Source organism: Cronobacter sp. JZ38 (assembly GCF_008932145.1).
In the GTDB taxonomy this organism is placed as follows: domain Bacteria; phylum Pseudomonadota; class Gammaproteobacteria; order Enterobacterales; family Enterobacteriaceae; genus Cronobacter; species Cronobacter muytjensii.
In genome coordinates this window covers 13,966-33,151 of record NZ_CP017662.1, presented here as the reverse complement: position 1 = coordinate 33,151, position 19,186 = coordinate 13,966, and the positions used below count along the sequence as shown (strand labels likewise).

Sequence of the window (19,186 nt, the reverse complement as noted above, 5' to 3'; positions counted from 1 at the left end):
AAGCGGATGCTTACGTTAATGATGATAAAAAAAATCTCGCTGCTGACGGCGCTGTCCGCCACGGCGTTTTCTGGCTGGGCGCAGGATAGCGGCTCAGATTCTCTGGTGGTGACCGCAAACCGTTTTCAGCAGCCAGTTAATACGGTGCTGGCGCCAACCGATGTGGTGACGCGTGAAGAAATTGATAAATGGCAGTCTAAAACGGTGCTGGATGTGTTGCGTCGTTTGCCGGGCGTGGATATTTCGCAAAACGGAGGAATGGGCCAGCTCGCCTCCGTCTATGTCCGTGGTACTGATTCACGCCATGCGCTCATCCTTATGGACGGCGTACCGGTTTCTCGTCCCAACCTTTCCAACGACTCTAATCTTTATCAAATCCCGATTTCACTGATTCAGCGTATTGAGTTTATTCGCGGGCCGCGTTCAGCGGTATATGGTTCCGGAGCGATTGGCGGTGTGATTAATATCATCACGCAGGGTGATGATGACGTGTCACGGATTGATGCTGGCGTCGGATCTAAAGGCTATCAGGAATATTCCGGCACGCTACGCCAGCGTTTTGGCGACACGGTGGTGACGGCGATGGGGGCGTATCAGACTACCCGTGGATTTAACGTTCAGCCGGGATCGACATGGAATCATGATAACGACCGCGACGGTTATCGTAATAAAACGTTCTTTGGCAGCCTTCAGCATCATTTTTCTGAGAATGTAGACGGTTTCTTTCGCGGCTATGGTTATGCCAATAACGCCGATTTCGATGTGGGAAATCCGCCGTATTCTCCGGCATTCAGCGCGGATGAAAACCAGTATGACAATCAATCATGGGATACCGGATTACGCTATAACGCCGACATCTACTCTTCTCAGCTCATCGCCAGTTTTCAGAAGCTGAAAAGCTATAACTACAGCAGCCTTTATGGTCGCTACCAGGATGGCACGACGCTTGATCGTATGGAGCAGCGTTACATTCAATGGGGCAACAACCTTATTGTCGGTCACGGCTCTGTCAGCGCCGGGGTGGACTGGAAGCAGGAAAAACTCACGTCAGTAACGCAGGCTGATACTGACCGTTTTAAACGTGATACAACCGGTATTTACCTAACCGGTCAGCAGCAGGTGCTTGAGAGCGTTACGCTTGAAGCGTCAGGCCGTGAAGATCATGACGAACAGTTTGGCTGGCATGGAACCTGGCAGACCGCGGCAGGCTGGGAGTTTGTTGATGGCTATCGCGCAACTCTTTCCTATGGTACAGGGTTTCTGGCTCCGGGCCTGACTCAGCAGTTTGGGTCGCCTCAGTATGGTATTGCGTCCAACCCGGATCTTCAGCCGGAAAAATCCAGGCAGTGGGAAGCGGGTATTGAAGGCGTCACCGGTCCGCTGGACTGGCGTTTGTCGACCTGGCGGTACAAGATTGACAACCTGATAAGCTATAACAATGACGCCTATTACAACGTCAAATCGGCCACGATTAAAGGAGTGGAGTGGACAGGCAATCTGACTACCGGTCCTGTGAGTCATGCGCTTACATTGCAGTATATCGATCCACGTGATGATGAAACCCATCAGCGCTTACAGCGTCGCGCCAGACAGCAGGTGAAATATAATCTCAGCGGTGAAGTTTCAGACTTTGGCTGGGATGTCACTTATCAGTATATCGGCGAGCGCGAGGATACTAACTTTAATACTTTCCCATCAGAAAAAGTGAAGCTCGGCAGTGTCAGCCTGTGGGATGTCGCGGTTTCTTATCCGGTCACCTCCCATCTCACAGTTCGTGGTAAAATAGCTAACCTGTTCGATAAAGATTACGAGACGGTTTATGGCTACCAAACTGCAGGACGGGAATACAACTTGTCAGGCAGCTACACCTTCTGAGGCTCGCCCAACCATTCTGGTGTTTGACTCCGGTGTGGGTGGGCTCTCTGTTTATGATGAGATCCGGCATCTCCTGCCGGATCTGCATTACATTTACGCTTTCGATAACGTTGCCTTCCCTTATGGCGAAAAAAGCGAGGCGTTCATCGTTGAGCGCGTTGTCGAGATTGTGACTGCCGTTCAGGCGCGCTATCCCCTGGCGCTCGCCGTTATCGCCTGTAACTCCGCCAGTACGGTATCGCTCCCGGCGCTCCGTGAAAAATTCGCATTCCCGGTGGTGGGCGTCGTTCCCGCGATTAAACCTGCTGCACGGCTGACCGCGAACGGCGTTGTTGGGCTGCTCGCGACCCGTGGCACGGTGAAGCGCCCTTATACGCATGAACTGATTGCCCGCTTCGCGAATGAATGTCGTATAGAAATGCTGGGCTCGGCGGAGCTGGTAGAGATAGCCGAGGCGAAACTGCACGGCGAACCGGTCTCGCTGGAAGCGTTGCGCCGCGTGCTGCGCCCGTGGCTGCGTATGCCCGAGCCGCCGGATACCGTCGTCCTTGGCTGTACCCACTTCCCGCTGCTGGCCGATGAGCTGCTACAAGTATTGCCTGAAGGCACGCGGCTGGTGGACTCCGGGGCGGCGATTGCAAGGCGTACGGCCTGGTTGCTGGAGCATGAGGCGCCAGATGCGCGTTCCTGCGATGATAATATTGCTTACTGTATGGCGTTAACGCCCGAAGTTGCGCAGTTAATGTCCGTTTTGCAACGTTACGGCTTTGGAAAGCTCGAAAAACTGCCAGTTTAATGACGTTTTGTGCAAAAAAGAGACGAACGAAAAGTTTTTTGAATTTAGGGGTTGTCAGGGGAAAAGAACTCCCTATAATGCGCCTCCACTGACACGGCACAACGGCAAGCGAGCCGGCCCGTCAGGCAGACGAAAGCGAAAATAAACGCTTGACTCTGAAAGAGGAAAGCGTAATATACGCCACCTCGCGACAGCAGGCTGAAAGCCGCGTCGCACCGCTCTTTAACAATTTATCAGACAATCTGTGTGGGCACTCGGGGCACTGATATCTTAACGTCTTCGGACGATAAACGAATATCAAGTCTCAAGTGAACAACAGTTAATTCATTACGAACTAACAGTTTAATTCTTTGAGCATCAAACTTTAATTGAAGAGTTTGATCATGGCTCAGATTGAACGCTGGCGGCAGGCCTAACACATGCAAGTCGAACGGTAACAGAAAGCAGCTTGCTGCTTTGCTGACGAGTGGCGGACGGGTGAGTAATGTCTGGGAAACTGCCTGATGGAGGGGGATAACTACTGGAAACGGTAGCTAATACCGCATAACGTCGCAAGACCAAAGTGGGGGACCTTCGGGCCTCATGCCATCAGATGTGCCCAGATGGGATTAGCTAGTAGGTGGGGTAACGGCTCACCTAGGCGACGATCCCTAGCTGGTCTGAGAGGATGACCAGCCACACTGGAACTGAGACACGGTCCAGACTCCTACGGGAGGCAGCAGTGGGGAATATTGCACAATGGGCGCAAGCCTGATGCAGCCATGCCGCGTGTATGAAGAAGGCCTTCGGGTTGTAAAGTACTTTCAGCGAGGAGGAAGGGGTTAAGGTTAATAACCTTGGCCATTGACGTTACTCGCAGAAGAAGCACCGGCTAACTCCGTGCCAGCAGCCGCGGTAATACGGAGGGTGCAAGCGTTAATCGGAATTACTGGGCGTAAAGCGCACGCAGGCGGTCTGTCAAGTCGGATGTGAAATCCCCGGGCTCAACCTGGGAACTGCATCCGAAACTGGCAGGCTTGAGTCTCGTAGAGGGGGGTAGAATTCCAGGTGTAGCGGTGAAATGCGTAGAGATCTGGAGGAATACCGGTGGCGAAGGCGGCCCCCTGGACGAAGACTGACGCTCAGGTGCGAAAGCGTGGGGAGCAAACAGGATTAGATACCCTGGTAGTCCACGCCGTAAACGATGTCGACTTGGAGGTTGTGCCCTTGAGGCGTGGCTTCCGGAGCTAACGCGTTAAGTCGACCGCCTGGGGAGTACGGCCGCAAGGTTAAAACTCAAATGAATTGACGGGGGCCCGCACAAGCGGTGGAGCATGTGGTTTAATTCGATGCAACGCGAAGAACCTTACCTGGTCTTGACATCCAGAGAATCCTGCAGAGATGTGGGAGTGCCTTCGGGAGCTCTGAGACAGGTGCTGCATGGCTGTCGTCAGCTCGTGTTGTGAAATGTTGGGTTAAGTCCCGCAACGAGCGCAACCCTTATCCTTTGTTGCCAGCACGTGATGGTGGGAACTCAAAGGAGACTGCCGGTGATAAACCGGAGGAAGGTGGGGATGACGTCAAGTCATCATGGCCCTTACGACCAGGGCTACACACGTGCTACAATGGCGCATACAAAGAGAAGCGACCTCGCGAGAGCAAGCGGACCTCATAAAGTGCGTCGTAGTCCGGATTGGAGTCTGCAACTCGACTCCATGAAGTCGGAATCGCTAGTAATCGTGGATCAGAATGCCACGGTGAATACGTTCCCGGGCCTTGTACACACCGCCCGTCACACCATGGGAGTGGGTTGCAAAAGAAGTAGGTAGCTTAACCTTCGGGAGGGCGCTTACCACTTTGTGATTCATGACTGGGGTGAAGTCGTAACAAGGTAACCGTAGGGGAACCTGCGGTTGGATCACCTCCTTACCTGCAAGATACAACCTCGCGTGCTCACACAGATTGTCTGATAGAAAGTAAAGAAGCAAAACCTCTACAGGCTTGTAGCTCAGGTGGTTAGAGCGCACCCCTGATAAGGGTGAGGTCGGTGGTTCAAGTCCACTCAGGCCTACCAACTCCTCAGGAGTTGAAGAGGTTTAACTACGATGGGGCTATAGCTCAGCTGGGAGAGCGCCTGCTTTGCACGCAGGAGGTCTGCGGTTCGATCCCGCATAGCTCCACCATCACTTCAGAGTGTACTCACTGAGTATACTGCGAAGTATTTGCTCTTTAACAATCCGGAACAAGCTGAAAATTGAAACAGACATGCTGCTGCATTCTTCCGTAAACAGGGAATGCGCGGTGTGTCAGAGTCTCTCAAACTCGCAGCACGAAGACTTCTTCGGGTTGTGAGGTTAAGCGAACAAGCGTACACGGTGGATGCCCTGGCAGTCAGAGGCGATGAAGGACGTGCTAATCTGCGAAAAGCGCCGGTAAGGTGATATGAACCGTTATAACCGGCGATGTCCGAATGGGGAAACCCAGTGCAATTCGTTGCACTATCTCAGCATGAATACATAGTGCTGTGAGGCGAACCGGGGGAACTGAAACATCTAAGTACCCCGAGGAAAAGAAATCAACCGAGATTCCCCCAGTAGCGGCGAGCGAACGGGGAACAGCCCAGAGCCTGAATCAGCTTGTGTGTCAGTGGAACGGTCTGGAAAGGCCGGCGATACAGGGTGACAGCCCCGTACACGAAGGCACACAGGCTGTGAGCTCGATGAGTAGGGCGGGACACGTGATATCCTGTCTGAAGATGGGGGGACCATCCTCCAAGGCTAAATACTCCTGACTGACCGATAGTGAACCAGTACCGTGAGGGAAAGGCGAAAAGAACCCCGGCGAGGGGAGTGAAACAGAACCTGAAACCGTGTACGTACAAGCAGTGGGAGCCTTCGTAAGAGGGTGACTGCGTACCTTTTGTATAATGGGTCAGCGACTTATATTCTGTAGCAAGGTTAACCGCATAGGGGAGCCGAAGGGAAACCGAGTCTTAATTGGGCGTTAAGTTGCAGGGTATAGACCCGAAACCCGGTGATCTAGCCATGGGCAGGTTGAAGGTTGGGTAACACTAACTGGAGGACCGAACCGACTAATGTTGAAAAATTAGCGGATGACCTGTGGCTGGGGGTGAAAGGCCAATCAAACCGGGAGATAGCTGGTTCTCCCCGAAAGCTATTTAGGTAGCGCCTCGTGAACTCATCTTCGGGGGTAGAGCACTGTTTCGGCTAGGGGGCCATCCCGGCTTACCAACCCGATGCAAACTGCGAATACCGAAGAATGTTATCACGGGAGACACACGGCGGGTGCTAACGTCCGTCGTGAAGAGGGAAACAACCCAGACCGCCAGCTAAGGTCCCAAAGTCATGGTTAAGTGGGAAACGATGTGGGAAGGCCCAGACAGCCAGGATGTTGGCTTAGAAGCAGCCATCATTTAAAGAAAGCGTAATAGCTCACTGGTCGAGTCGGCCTGCGCGGAAGATGTAACGGGGCTAAACCATGCACCGAAGCTGCGGCAGCGACACTGTGTGTTGTTGGGTAGGGGAGCGTTCTGTAAGCCTGCGAAGGTGTGCTGTGAGGCATGCTGGAGGTATCAGAAGTGCGAATGCTGACATAAGTAACGATAAAGCGGGTGAAAAGCCCGCTCGCCGGAAGACCAAGGGTTCCTGTCCAACGTTAATCGGGGCAGGGTGAGTCGACCCCTAAGGCGAGGCCGAAAGGCGTAGTCGATGGGAAACAGGTTAATATTCCTGTACTTGGTGTTACTGCGAAGGGGGGACGGAGAAGGCTATGTTGGCCGGGCGACGGTTGTCCCGGTTTAAGCGTGTAGGTGTGATGACCAGGCAAATCCGGTTATCTTTAACACTGAGGCGTGATGACGAGGCACTACGGTGCTGAAGCAATAAATGCCCTGCTTCCAGGAAAAGCCTCTAAGCATCAGGTAACACGAAATCGTACCCCAAACCGACACAGGTGGTCAGGTAGAGAATACCAAGGCGCTTGAGAGAACTCGGGTGAAGGAACTAGGCAAAATGGTGCCGTAACTTCGGGAGAAGGCACGCTGACATGTAGGTGAAGCCCCTGCGGGTGGAGCTGAAGTCAGTCGAAGATACCAGCTGGCTGCAACTGTTTATTAAAAACACAGCACTGTGCAAACACGAAAGTGGACGTATACGGTGTGACGCCTGCCCGGTGCCGGAAGGTTAATTGATGGGGTTATCGCAAGAGAAGCTCCTGATCGAAGCCCCGGTAAACGGCGGCCGTAACTATAACGGTCCTAAGGTAGCGAAATTCCTTGTCGGGTAAGTTCCGACCTGCACGAATGGCGTAATGATGGCCAGGCTGTCTCCACCCGAGACTCAGTGAAATTGAACTCGCTGTGAAGATGCAGTGTACCCGCGGCAAGACGGAAAGACCCCGTGAACCTTTACTACAGCTTGACACTGAACATTGAGCCTTGATGTGTAGGATAGGTGGGAGGCTTTGAAGCGTGGACGCCAGTCTGCGTGGAGCCAACCTTGAAATACCACCCTTTAATGTTTGATGTTCTAACCTGGCGCCATAATCTGGCGTGGGGACAGTGTCTGGTGGGTAGTTTGACTGGGGCGGTCTCCTCCCAAAGTGTAACGGAGGAGCACGAAGGTCAGCTAATCCTGGTCGGACATCAGGAGGTTAGTGCAATGGCATAAGCTGGCTTGACTGCGAGAGTGACGGCTCGAGCAGGTGCGAAAGCAGGTCATAGTGATCCGGTGGTTCTGTATGGAAGGGCCATCGCTCAACGGATAAAAGGTACTCCGGGGATAACAGGCTGATACCGCCCAAGAGTTCATATCGACGGCGGTGTTTGGCACCTCGATGTCGGCTCATCACATCCTGGGGCTGAAGTAGGTCCCAAGGGTATGGCTGTTCGCCATTTAAAGTGGTACGCGAGCTGGGTTTAGAACGTCGTGAGACAGTTCGGTCCCTATCTGCCGTGGGCGCTGGAGAATTGAGGGGGGCTGCTCCCAGTACGAGAGGACCGGAGTGGACGCATCACTGGTGTTCGGGTTGTCATGCCAATGGCACTGCCCGGTAGCTAAATGCGGAAGAGATAAGTGCTGAAAGCATCTAAGCACGAAACTTGCCCCGAGATGAGTTCTCCCTGAGACTTTAAGTCTCCTGAAGGAACGTTGAAGACGACGACGTTGATAGGCCGGGTGTGTAAGCGCAGCGATGCGTTGAGCTAACCGGTACTAATGAACCGTGAGGCTTAACCTTACAACGCCAAAGAAGTCTGGCGTGTTGAGAGATGATATTCAGCTTGTGACGGATAAACGTTCATGGCGGTATGCGGTGGACGGACAGAATTTGCCTGGCGGCTGTAGCGCGGTGGTCCCACCTGACCCCATGCCGAACTCAGAAGTGAAACGCCGTAGCGCCGATGGTAGTGTGGGGCCTCCCCATGCGAGAGTAGGGAACTGCCAGGCATCAAATTAAGCAGTAAGCCGGAATCATAATCCGGTGGTGTGACGAAATTCGGTGGAGCGGTAGTTCAGTCGGTTAGAATACCTGCCTGTCACGCAGGGGGTCGCGGGTTCGAGTCCCGTCCGTTCCGCCACCCTATTTAGGGGCGTAGTTCAATTGGTAGAGCACCGGTCTCCAAAACCGGGTGTTGGGGGTTCGAGTCCCTCCGCCCCTGCCAGAAATTATCCTTAGCTTCGGCTAAGGATTTTTTTTATCTTTTTTGCCCTTCCACAATCCCTGCTTTTTAACAGATTTTATCTGTAACCCCTTATTTCTAAAGTAATCAGGTAATGACAGGGATCTTTAAAAGATCTTTAATGCTGTTATTTTTATCGCTATTCTGCAGCCAGATAGCATAAAGCGGCCTTGAAAGTGTTCCACTATCAATAACAGGATACAGATCGCTTTTCTCCCGGGCCCAGCTGACTGGTAACCACGTACACCCCTGCAATTCTGCGAGCATTTTTCTGGCAACATCAGCCGAGCTTGTCGTCAGCACCGGAATATCTTCAGGCGTAATAAGCCCTGCTTCGTGCTGCTGAAAATCAGGCCCCCACTCAAGTCGAAGATAATGGAGGCTGGTTTTGCCGCGTTCTGGCTGTGCGCTGTAAAGCCCGAGCGCAAAATGCCCCAGTAACTGGCTTGAAAACTCATCCATCTTCGGCGCTTCGGTGGTGATAAGCAGATCTAACTGACGTTCATGCAGCTGTTTGACCAGCGACTGCCGCTGCGCAATGCGTGCTTCAAACTGCATGCTCCCTTTTTCCTGATAAAGCCTCGTAAGCCACCCGGAAAGCATACATTCCCAGAGAGACGCGCTGGCGCCTATCGAAAAGAGATTATGCCGTGACGTTTGCGCGACATCTTTGCGTGCGGTTTGCCAGATATTCATCAGGTTTTCCGCATACGGCAGTAGCCTTTCGCCGGCCGCTGTCAGACGTATGTTATTGCGATGTCGCGTAAAAAGATTCACACCCAGTTGGTTTTCAAGCTGACGGATACGAAAGCTTACCGCTGATTGCGTCAGGTAAAGCGCTTCAGCCGCTCTGCCAAAATGACGGGTGCGGCTGACTTCAAGAAAGGTTTTCAGCAGGTCGGTATCCACATCTCACTCCACAAAAAAATTTGTCGTAATGATTTAAATGTTTTGTTTTACACTCTGTCAAGCGTAACTAATACTCCGCGCCATAAATAGCTCGGCCAAGAGAATTAGGAGCGTGTAGGATGGCGGAAAGCTTTACGACGACTAATCGATTTTTCGACAACAAATATTATCCGCGCGGGTTCTCTCGCCATGGTGACTTCACCATTAAAGAAGCACAGCTGCTTGAACGTCATGGCTATGCCTTTAATGAACTGGATCTCGGTAAGCGTGAGCCTGCGACTGCTGAAGAAAAGCAGTTTGTTGAAGTTTGTCGTGGCATCCGTGAGCCAGCGACTGAGGCAGAACGCGTCTGGTCAAAGTATATGTCGCGTATCAAGCGGCCTAAGCGTTTTCATACTCTTTCTGGCGGCAAGCCGCAGATGGAAGGGATGGATGATTACGCGGAAACGGATGATTAATCAAATGGGGCGCAAGCCCCATTATTTTATGCCAGCCATAAAAACAACTGCAGTATTAGCCTCACCCCATCGCTATGCCATCATGTTTTGCAAATGGGCCAGCATCCTGTCTATGGCGCGGTAACTCAGCGCCTCCTGTAGGTGCTCCCGGCCAATTCTCTCTTCTTTTGCACTGTCTGCAATGGTTCTCGCCACTTTCAATAGACGCTGCCAGGCGCGTACAGACAACCCAAGCTTGATTAACGCCGCTTCCAGCCACCGCGCATCTTCCGTGCTGAGCGTACAAAACTGACGTATCTCTCCGTTATCCAGTGTCGCGTTGAGCTTACCCTGCCGTGCAAGCTGCCTTTCACGGGTTTGGATAACGCGCTCACGTACCTGCCCGCTACTTTCACCCACTTGCGCTGACCGGCTTAGCATACCTGGCGGCGGCAATGGAACCTCCAGGGAGATATCAAACCGGTCGAGGAAAGGCCCTGATAGACGCCCGAGATAGCGTAGTGTCTGTTCTGGTGAGCAGCGGTTATGGCTTCCTTTATAATGGCCGGTCGGGCTGGGATTCATCGCCGCAATAAGCTGAAAGCGCGCCGGATAAGTGAGCTTTGCCCGGGTTCTTGAAAGATGAATTTGCCCGGATTCAATAGGCTCGCGCAATGCGTCCAGTACACGACGTTCAAATTCAGGTAACTCATCAAGAAAAAGTACACCGTTATGGGCAAGTGAAATTTCTCCGGGTGCAGGTATAGCGCCTCCCCCTACCATCGCATTCAGCGACGCACTATGGTGAGGGGCCCTGAAAGGCCGCTGACGCCACTGGTGATGTAAAGAGACGGGGTTGACCAGGCTAAGGATTGCCGCGCTCTCCAGCGCCTCCTGGTCGCTCAGAGGCGGTAGTAATCCGTTGAGTCTACTGGCTAGCATTGTTTTACCGGTGCCGGGAGGCCCGATAAACAATAAGTTATGGCCACCCGCGGCTGTTAATTCCAGCGCGCGTTTCCCCTGTGATTGTCCAATAACTTCACTAAGATCGCCCGCAGGTTGCTTAAAATTAAATTCGGATGGCTCGGCTGGTTGCAGCGTCGTTTTGCCTTCCAGAAAGGCACACACCTCTTGCAGATGATGCGCGACAAGGCAACCTTCTTTATTAATCAATCCCACTTCCGGTGCGTTATCGTGCGCGACGATAATTTTCCTGTTACAGCCGAGAGCCTCCATGGCTGCTGAGATCGCGCCAGGCACCCCCCGCAGCGCGCCTGTGAGGGCCAGTTCACCGACAAACTCATACTCTCCTAGCTGTGACGCGCATAGCTGTTCAGAAGCTGCGAGAAGCGCAATCGCAATCGGCAAATCATACCGCCCCCCTTCCTTCGGTAAATCGGCAGGCGCCAGGTTAATCGTTATCTTCCTGGCAGGAAAATCATAACCGCTATTGATAAGCGCGCTACGTACGCGGTCTCTGGCTTCCTTAACTGTCGTCTCCGGCAGGCCAACAATTGTCAGGCCGGGTAATCCGGCGCTGATATGCACTTCGACCGTAACGAGCGGCGCTTTTACTCCAAGCGCAGCGCGGGTATGGATAACAGATAGCGACATAACCCCCTCCTTGCATCTACAGGGTTGCAGCCGGGAGAGGTTTAATCGAGGCAAAATTCGCGCTTTTTCGGCGCAAATAGCAAACTTTTATTGCAAGACAGCCAACGTTAGAAATTCATTCGAGACGTCTCGCAAAATAGTAATAAGTTTTTAAAAGGACGTTGCGGCATAACTCCGTTTCGCTAAAAATCCTGAAAAAATTTCAGTTAACGCTACTGGTTGATTACGTTGGGGTTTTGATAGATTTCATGAATGTATTTCAGTAATGCGTCATAAATATTTCTTGTCACAGCTTTGTTCTCTGTGATAACTCTTTAGGTATTCCTTCGAATATGACGTAAGTACATACAGAAATGACAACCCTTCTACTAGTGATTAGCCTGGTCGTGATTAGCGTGGTGGTGATTATTAACCCACCGTGCGGGGCTGCACTCGGAAGAAGAAAGGCTTAGAAATCAAGCCTGAATCATCGAAAACCCCCGCACCGAAAGGTCCGGGGGTTTTTTTATGACCTAAAACTTAAGCGAGGAACAGAAAATGATTAGTAGCATAAAATTCTGTTATCCGCATTTTAAGGCGGGGAACTGACTATGAATGGTGCGCAGTGGGTGGTGCATGCTTTGCGAGCTCAGGGAGTGGATACGGTTTTTGGCTATCCGGGCGGGGCGATAATGCCGGTTTACGATGCGTTATACGACGGCGGCGTGGAACACCTACTGTGTCGGCATGAACAGGGCGCTGCAATGGCGGCGATCGGTTATGCGCGTGCCACGGGCAAAACCGGCGTTTGCATCGCAACTTCCGGGCCAGGCGCGACCAACCTGATCACGGGCCTCGCGGATGCGCTGCTGGATTCGGTTCCCGTTGTGGCTATTACCGGGCAGGTCGCAGCGCCGCTTATCGGCACTGACGCTTTCCAGGAAGTGGATGTTCTTGGTTTATCACTCGCCTGTACCAAACACAGTTTCCTCGTCGAGTCGCTGGAAGAGCTGCCGGAAATTATGGCGCACGCTTTTCATCTGGCGCGTTCAGGTCGCCCGGGGCCGGTACTGATCGATATACCCAAAGATATCCAGCTCGCCAGCGCAGAGCTTGAACCGTGGCTTTCCAGTGTTGAAGACACCTCCGTATTACCGCAGGCAGAACTGGAGCAGGCCCGCGCGTTAATGAGCCTGGCTGAAAAGCCGATGCTTTATGTGGGGGGCGGCGTTGGTATGGCGCAGGCGGTGCCAGCCCTACGTGAATTTGTGGCACAGACGAAAATCCCCTGTGCAGTAACGTTGAAAGGACTGGGTGCAGTAGAAGCGAGCTACCCATGGTACCTCGGTATGTTGGGGATGCATGGCACTAAAGCTGCGAACCTGGCGGTCCAGGAGTGTGATTTACTGATAGCCGTCGGCGCGCGCTTTGACGATCGCGTTACCGGCAAACTGAATACCTTTGCGCCTCATGCCAAAGTTATCCATATGGATATCGATCCGGCGGAACTCAACAAGCTGCGTCAGGCGCATGTCGCGTTGCCGGGCGATCTTAACGCCTTACTGCCCGCGCTGCAGCGTCCAATGGAGATTAATGCCTGGCGCGATCAGGTCGCGGCAATGCGGCGTGAACATGACTGGCGCTATGAACATCCGGGTGACGCGATTTTTGCGCCGTTATTGTTAAAACAGCTCTCAGACCGCAAACCGCCAGACAGCGTTGTGACGACAGACGTAGGCCAGCATCAGATGTGGACGGCGCAGCATATGAGTTTCAGCCGCCCGGAAAATTTCATTACCTCAAGCGGCCTTGGCACGATGGGCTTTGGGTTGCCAGCAGCGGTAGGCGCGCAGGTGGCCCGTCCGGACGATACTGTCATCTGCATCACCGGCGACGGCTCATTCATGATGAATATCCAGGAGCTGGGCACCGTGAAGCGCAAGCAACTGCCGCTGAAAATTGTGCTGCTGGATAACCAGCGTCTGGGGATGGTGCGTCAGTGGCAACAGCTCTTTTTCTCGGAGCGCTACAGCGAAACGAATCTGTCCGATAACCCTGATTTCTTAACGCTGGCCAGCGCCTTTGGCATTAATGGTCAGCGTATTACTCGTAAAGACCAGGTGGAAGCGGCGCTGGAAGCCATGCTAAGCAGCGAAGGCCCTTATCTGCTGCACGTTTCGATCGACGAAGCTGAAAACGTCTGGCCTCTGGTGCCTCCCGGCGCCAGCAACTCACAAATGCTGGAGAAAATATCATGATGCAACATCAACTCGCCGTACAGGCTCGCTTTCGCCCGGAAACCCTGGAACGTGTGCTGCGCGTGGTGCGTCACCGTGGTTTTCAAATTTGCGCCATGAATATGGCGACCGGCGCTAATGCGGAAAATATAAATATTGAGCTGACCGTTGCCAGCCCTCGTCCAGTCGAATTACTGTTTAGTCAGTTAAGCAAACTGGTCGATGTCGCCTGCGTCGAGATCCAGCAACCCACATCACAACAAATCCGCGCCTGAGCGCAAAAGGAAGAAGAAAAATGACGACAAAAAAAGCTGATTACATTTGGTTCAACGGCGAGATGGTTCCCTGGGGCGAAGCAAAGGTTCATGTCATGTCCCATGCGTTGCACTACGGTACATCAGTCTTTGAAGGGATCCGTTGCTACGATTCGCACAAGGGGCCGGTGGTATTCCGCCATCGTGAACATATGCAGCGCCTGCATGATTCCGCCAAGATTTACCGCTTTCCGGTCAGCCAGTCCGTTGATGAGTTAATGGAAGCCTGTCGCCAGGTGATTCGCGAAAATAAACTGACCAGCGCGTACATCCGTCCATTGGTTTTTGTGGGCGATGTGGGTATGGGTGTTAACCCGCCTGCGGGCTACACCACTGATGTCATCATCGCCGCGTTCCCGTGGGGGGCGTACCTGGGCGCGGAAGCGCTGGATCAGGGGATCGATGCGATGGTCTCCTCCTGGAACCGCGCGGCGCCAAACACTATTCCTACTGCGGCAAAAGCGGGTGGCAACTACCTTTCCTCTCTGTTGGTCGGTAGCGAAGCGCGTCGTCATGGCTACCAGGAAGGTATTGCGCTGGACGTGAACGGCTACATCTCTGAAGGGGCGGGCGAAAACCTGTTTGAAGTAAAAGATGGCGTGATTTATACCCCGCCGTTTACCTCTTCCGCGCTGCCGGGCATCACCCGCGACGCTATCATCAAGCTCGCCAAAGAGATGGGCATTGAAGTTCGCGAGCAGGTGCTCTCGCGTGAATCGCTGTATCTGGCGGATGAAGTCTTTATGTCCGGCACCGCAGCGGAAATCACGCCGGTACGCAGCGTAGACGGCATTCAGGTAGGTGAAGGCCGCTGTGGTCCGGTCACTAAACGCGTTCAGCAGGCGTTCTTCGGCCTGTTCACCGGCGAGACTGAAGATAAATGGGGCTGGTTGGATCAAGTTAACCCGTAAGCACAATAACACCTGCACGGGCGGCATAAGCCGCCCGGCTTTTGTAGAGACTGGAGTGAAAAAAGCATGCCTAAGTACCGTTCTGCCACCACCACGCACGGCCGCAACATGGCGGGTGCCCGCGCTTTATGGCGCGCCACGGGAATGACCGACGCCGATTTTGGCAAGCCGATTATCGCAGTTGTGAACTCTTTTACCCAGTTCGTGCCGGGCCATGTTCATCTGCGCGATCTGGGCAAACTGGTTGCGGAGCAAATCGAGGCAGCGGGTGGCGTGGCTAAAGAGTTCAACACTATCGCGGTTGATGACGGCATCGCCATGGGGCACGGCGGCATGCTTTATTCACTGCCGTCTCGCGAACTCATCGCTGACTCCGTGGAATACATGGTGAACGCCCACTGCGCAGACGCCATGGTCTGTATCTCTAACTGCGACAAAATCACCCCAGGGATGTTGATGGCCTCGCTGCGTCTGAACATTCCGGTGATTTTCGTCTCCGGCGGCCCGATGGAAGCCGGTAAAACTAAACTCTCTGATCAGATAATTAAACTCGATCTGGTCGACGCGATGATTCAGGGCGCGAACCCGCACGTCAGTGACGAGCAGAGCGATCAGGTGGAACGCTCCGCCTGCCCGACCTGCGGCTCCTGCTCTGGCATGTTTACCGCCAACTCCATGAACTGTTTGACGGAGGCGCTGGGCCTGTCGCAGCCGGGCAACGGCTCGCTGCTGGCGACCCATGCTGACCGCAAAAATCTTTTTATCAACGCGGGCAAACGCATTGTTTCACTCACCAAACGTTATTACGAGCAGGACGACGCCAGCGTATTACCGCGCAATATTGCGAGCAAAGCGGCGTTTGAAAATGCCATGACGCTCGATATCGCCATGGGTGGCTCTACCAATACCGTTCTGCATCTGCTGGCGGCGGCGCAGGAAGCGGAAATCGACTTTACGATGAGCGACATCGACCGTCTTTCCCGCAAAGTGCCGCAGTTGTGTAAAGTTGCGCCGAGTACCCAGAAATACCATATGGAAGATGTTCATCGTGCGGGTGGAGTTATCGGCATTCTCGGCGAACTGGATCGCGCAGGCCTGCTGAACCGCGAAGTCAATAACGTGCTGGGTCTGACGCTGCCGCAGACCCTTGAGGAATATGACATCATGCTCACGCAGGATAGCGCGGTGAAAGAGATGTATCGTGCGGGCCCGGCAGGCATCCGCACTACGCAGGCGTTTTCACAATCCTGCCGCTGGGACACGCTGGACGACGATCGTCGGGAAGGTTGTATTCGCTCGCTGGAGCACGCGTATAGCCAGGACGGCGGTCTGGCCGTGCTGTATGGCAACTTCGCTGAAAACGGCTGCATCGTGAAAACCGCCGGGGTGGATGAAGGCAGCCTGGTCTTCCGTGGCCCGGCGAAAGTCTATGAAAGCCAGGATGATGCCGTAGAGGCGATCCTCGGCGGTAAAGTCGTCGCGGGCGATGTTGTGGTTATCCGCTACGAAGGGCCAAAAGGCGGGCCTGGGATGCAGGAAATGCTCTACCCGACCAGCTTCCTGAAATCGATGGGGCTCGGTAAAGCCTGCGCGCTCATCACCGATGGCCGCTTCTCCGGTGGTACATCGGGGCTGTCTATCGGTCACGTCTCGCCGGAGGCCGCCAGCGGCGGCAATATCGCGTTGATTGAAGACGGCGACATGATTGCCATTGATATCCCGAATCGCGGCATTCAGCTTGAAGTCAGCGACCAGCAACTGGCCGTGCGTCGTGAAGCTCAGGAAGCGCGTGGCGCTGACGCCTGGACGCCGCGCAGCCGCGAGCGCCAGGTTTCCTTCGCGCTGCGCGCTTACGCAAGTCTCGCCACCAGCGCCGACAAAGGGGCTGTGCGCGATAAATCGAAGCTGGGAGGCTAATCATGGCCGAGTCGCAATCCCTTTCCACCGCCCCCTGCGGGGCGGAATATCTGCGGGCGGTGCTGCGCTCTCCGGTTTATGAAGTGGCGCAAGTGACGCCGTTGCAGAAGATGGAGAAGCTGTCGGCGCGGCTTAATAACGTGGTGCTGGTGAAGCGCGAAGACCGCCAGCCGGTGCACAGCTTTAAGCTGCGCGGTGCCTACGCAATGATGGCGAATCTCACCAGCGAGCAGAAAGCGCGTGGCGTGATTACTGCGTCAGCGGGCAACCATGCACAGGGCGTGGCGCTCTCGTCATCCCGGCTGGGCATTAAATCGCTCATCGTGATGCCGGTCACCACAGCGGATATCAAAGTGGATGCGGTGCGCGGCTTCGGCGGCGAGGTGCTGCTTCATGGGGCTAACTTCGATGAGGCGAAGGCGCAGGCGATTGCGCTTTCGCAACAGCAAGGCTTTACTTACGTGCCGCCGTTCGACCATCCGGCGGTTATCGCCGGGCAGGGAACGCTGGCGCTCGAACTCCTTCAGCAGGACGCGCATATCGATCGCGTATTTGTGCCGGTGGGCGGTGGCGGTCTGGCTGCCGGTGTGGCGGTGCTGATCAAACAGCTCATGCCGCAGATCAAAGTGATTGCCGTGGAAGCGGCCGACTCCGCCTGCCTGAAGGCGGCGCTCGACGCCGGACATCCGGTCGATTTACCGCGCGTGGGGCTTTTCGCTGAAGGCGTGGCAGTCAAGCGTATTGGCGATGAAACGTTCCGCGTTTGTCAGGAGTACCTTGATGACATCATTACCGTAGACAGTGACGCCATCTGCGCGGCGATGAAAGATCTCTTTGAAGATGTGCGGGCAGTGGCGGAGCCTTCCGGCGCGCTGGCACTGGCGGGTATGAAAAAGTATGTGGCCCAGCATAACATTCACGGCGAACGGCTGGCGCATGTGCTTTCCGGCGCGAATGTGAATTTCCACGGGCTGCGTTATGTTTCTGAACGCTGCGAGCTTGGCGAACAGCGCGAGGCGCTGCTGGCGGTGACAATCCCGGAAGAGAAAGGCAGCTTCCTGAAGTTTTGCCAGTTGCTGGGCGGACGCGCGGTGACGGAGTTTAACTACCGCTTTGCGGACGCCAAAGACGCCTGCATTTTTGTTGGCGTGCGCATCAACCGCGGGCTGGAGGAGCGGCATGAAATTATCGCGCAACTCACCGACGACGGTTACGGCGTCGTGGATCTCTCCGATGACGAAATGGCGAAACTGCATGTGCGCTATATGGTCGGCGGCCGGCCCTCACGACCGCTGCGCGAGCGGCTTTACAGCTTTGAGTTTCCCGAGGCGCCGGGTGCGCTGCTGCGTTTTCTGCATACGCTCGGTACGCACTGGAACATCTCGCTGTTTCACTACCGCAGCCACGGCACCGATTATGGCCGTGTGCTGGCGGCTTTTGAGCTTGGCGAGCATGAGCCGGATTTCGAAACCCGGCTTAACGAGCTTGGCTATGAGTGCCACGACGAGACTGGCAACCCGGCGTTCCGGTTCTTCCTCGCAGGTTAACGATAACCCGGCAGCAGTTTCCAGAAGGCTTCAACAAGCGGCTCATGCAGCCGCTTTTTTTGTACGCAGACGCCAAGCTCGAACGGCGTTTTCTCATCGCTGCGCTCGAGGATGAGTACACGGTTGCGCACCGGTTCCGGGCTGTTTTCCAGCACCACCTCCGGGATCAGCGCCACGCCGCAGCCCAGCGCCACCATTGATACCATCGCCTCATGGCCTGCCACAGTCGCATAAATAAACGGGTTGCTGATTTTATGGCGACGGAACCACAGTTCAATGCGCCGCCGCACCGGGCCCTGATCCGGCATGATAAACGGCACCTGTGTCCAGTCGGGCTCCGGGGCTGACACCTGGGCGCGTACCGGGCAGGGCAGCGCGGGCGCAATGAGCACCACGCTAAGATTTTCCAGCATTGAGAACGCGACAGCGGCGGGTAGCGCTTCGGGCTTGCCGGCGATCGCGAGATCGGCCTCACCGGAATTGACCTTCTCCACCGCGTCAGCGGCGTCGCCTGTCGTTAGCTTAATTTCCACCGACGGGTGTTCGGCGCGAAAGCGGTCAAGGATCGGCGGCAGATGGCTGTATGCCGCCGTTACCGAGCAAAACAGGTGCAATTCGCCGGAAAGCGTCGGCCCTTGCTGGTCTATAGCATGCCGCAACTGCTGATACTGCAACAGCGTTTGCTGGGCAAACTGACGCAGCGCTTCACCCGCTTCGGTCAATGTCACGGTGCGGTTATCGCGAATAAACAGCGGCTGAGCCAGATCCTCTTCCAGCCGCTGGATCTGGCGTGAGAGTGTCGACGGGCTCACGTGCATGGCGCGCGCGCTGCGGCCAAAATGGCGGCTCTCCGCCAGATGCAGGAACATTTTCAGATCGCGTAGATCCACTGCGGTCTCTCCTTGAGTGCGCGTTGCGAAAAACGCAACGTGATGTTGTCAATATATCAATTTCCGCAACGAATTTCCTGTCA

12 protein-coding genes, 4 tRNA genes and 3 rRNA genes are annotated in these 19,186 nt (G+C 54.6%); 16 read left to right on the top strand and 3 right to left on the bottom strand.

Annotated features, from left to right (window positions below; all coding sequences use genetic code 11):
- Window positions 1-21 precede the first annotated feature (21 nt).
- From btuB to BJP61_RS00110, 9 genes are all read left to right on the top strand, one after another.
- Complete coding sequence (gene btuB, locus BJP61_RS00150) at window positions 22-1,875, top strand: TonB-dependent vitamin B12 receptor BtuB (RefSeq protein WP_255485527.1); 1,854 nt, start codon at window positions 22-24, stop codon at window positions 1,873-1,875.
- Window positions 1,820-2,671 (top strand): glutamate racemase, encoded by an 852-nt coding sequence (murI, locus tag BJP61_RS00145; protein WP_171997511.1) that lies wholly within the window; start codon window positions 1,820-1,822, stop codon window positions 2,669-2,671. The genes btuB and murI overlap by 56 nt, the downstream gene beginning before the upstream one ends.
- Window positions 2,672-3,036: 365 nt before the next feature.
- A 16S ribosomal RNA gene (locus tag BJP61_RS00140) occupies window positions 3,037-4,579 on the top strand.
- A gap of 68 nt (window positions 4,580-4,647) precedes the next feature.
- Window positions 4,648-4,724 (top strand) — tRNA-Ile (locus BJP61_RS00135).
- Between the two features lie 33 nt (window positions 4,725-4,757).
- A tRNA-Ala gene (locus tag BJP61_RS00130) sits at window positions 4,758-4,833 on the top strand.
- A gap of 169 nt (window positions 4,834-5,002) precedes the next feature.
- Window positions 5,003-7,906, top strand: a 23S ribosomal RNA gene (locus BJP61_RS00125).
- 93 nt (window positions 7,907-7,999) lie between these two features.
- Window positions 8,000-8,115: ribosomal RNA gene (gene rrf / locus BJP61_RS00120) — 5S ribosomal RNA — on the top strand.
- The 16S, 23S and 5S rRNA genes sit together here with 4 tRNA genes alongside, the layout of an rRNA operon.
- A 54-nt stretch (window positions 8,116-8,169) precedes the next feature.
- Window positions 8,170-8,246 (top strand) — tRNA-Asp (locus BJP61_RS00115).
- 8 nt (window positions 8,247-8,254) lie between these two features.
- A tRNA-Trp gene (locus BJP61_RS00110) sits at window positions 8,255-8,330 on the top strand.
- Window positions 8,331-8,435: 105 nt separating this feature from the next.
- On the opposite strand, the gene hdfR is transcribed toward BJP61_RS00110, so the two are convergent.
- Window positions 8,436-9,257, bottom strand: a complete 822-nt coding sequence (hdfR, locus tag BJP61_RS00105; protein ID WP_038865888.1) for an HTH-type transcriptional regulator HdfR — start codon at window positions 9,255-9,257, stop codon at window positions 8,436-8,438.
- A 119-nt stretch (window positions 9,258-9,376) separates the two neighbouring features.
- Here hdfR and BJP61_RS00100 point away from each other — a divergent pair, with 119 nt between their 5' ends.
- Window positions 9,377-9,715, top strand: a complete 339-nt coding sequence (locus BJP61_RS00100) for a DUF413 domain-containing protein (RefSeq protein WP_038865886.1) — start codon at window positions 9,377-9,379, stop codon at window positions 9,713-9,715.
- Window positions 9,716-9,787: 72 nt separating this feature from the next.
- Here BJP61_RS00100 and BJP61_RS00095 read toward each other — a convergent pair whose 3' ends face one another.
- Window positions 9,788-11,308 carry a YifB family Mg chelatase-like AAA ATPase gene (locus BJP61_RS00095; RefSeq protein ID WP_038865883.1) on the bottom strand — a complete coding sequence of 507 codons (1,521 nt, stop codon included), beginning with the start codon at window positions 11,306-11,308 and terminating at the stop codon, window positions 9,788-9,790.
- Window positions 11,309-11,661: 353 nt separating this feature from the next.
- On the opposite strand from BJP61_RS00095, the gene ilvL reads away from it, so the two are divergent.
- The 6 genes from ilvL (at window position 11,662) to ilvA (ending at window position 18,213) form a co-directional block, all read left to right on the top strand.
- Window positions 11,662-11,760 carry an ilv operon leader peptide gene (gene ilvL / locus BJP61_RS00090; RefSeq protein WP_071601137.1) on the top strand — a complete coding sequence of 33 codons (99 nt, stop codon included), beginning with the start codon at window positions 11,662-11,664 and terminating at the stop codon, window positions 11,758-11,760.
- A gap of 138 nt (window positions 11,761-11,898) precedes the next feature.
- Window positions 11,899-13,545, top strand: a complete 1,647-nt coding sequence (gene ilvG, locus BJP61_RS00085) for an acetolactate synthase 2 catalytic subunit (RefSeq protein WP_171997509.1) — start codon at window positions 11,899-11,901, stop codon at window positions 13,543-13,545.
- Entirely contained in the window at window positions 13,542-13,799 is a 258-nt protein-coding gene (gene ilvM / locus BJP61_RS00080) for an acetolactate synthase 2 small subunit (protein ID WP_004387277.1), read from the top strand. The genes ilvG and ilvM overlap by 4 nt, the downstream gene beginning before the upstream one ends.
- A gap of 20 nt (window positions 13,800-13,819) precedes the next feature.
- A complete protein-coding gene (locus BJP61_RS00075; protein ID WP_038865879.1) occupies window positions 13,820-14,749 on the top strand; it encodes a branched-chain amino acid transaminase in 930 nt (309 codons plus the stop codon).
- A gap of 66 nt (window positions 14,750-14,815) precedes the next feature.
- Window positions 14,816-16,666 (top strand): dihydroxy-acid dehydratase, encoded by a 1,851-nt coding sequence (ilvD, locus tag BJP61_RS00070; protein ID WP_171997507.1) that lies wholly within the window; start codon window positions 14,816-14,818, stop codon window positions 16,664-16,666.
- Window positions 16,667-16,668: 2 nt separating this feature from the next.
- Complete coding sequence (ilvA, locus tag BJP61_RS00065) at window positions 16,669-18,213, top strand: threonine ammonia-lyase, biosynthetic (RefSeq protein WP_038865874.1); 1,545 nt, start codon at window positions 16,669-16,671, stop codon at window positions 18,211-18,213.
- On the opposite strand, the gene ilvY is transcribed toward ilvA, so the two are convergent.
- Window positions 18,210-19,082, bottom strand: coding sequence for an HTH-type transcriptional activator IlvY (gene ilvY / locus BJP61_RS00060; RefSeq protein ID WP_236613125.1), 873 nt, complete (start codon window positions 19,080-19,082; stop codon window positions 18,210-18,212). The genes ilvA and ilvY overlap by 4 nt on opposite strands.
- Between the last annotated feature and the right edge of the window lie 104 nt (window positions 19,083-19,186).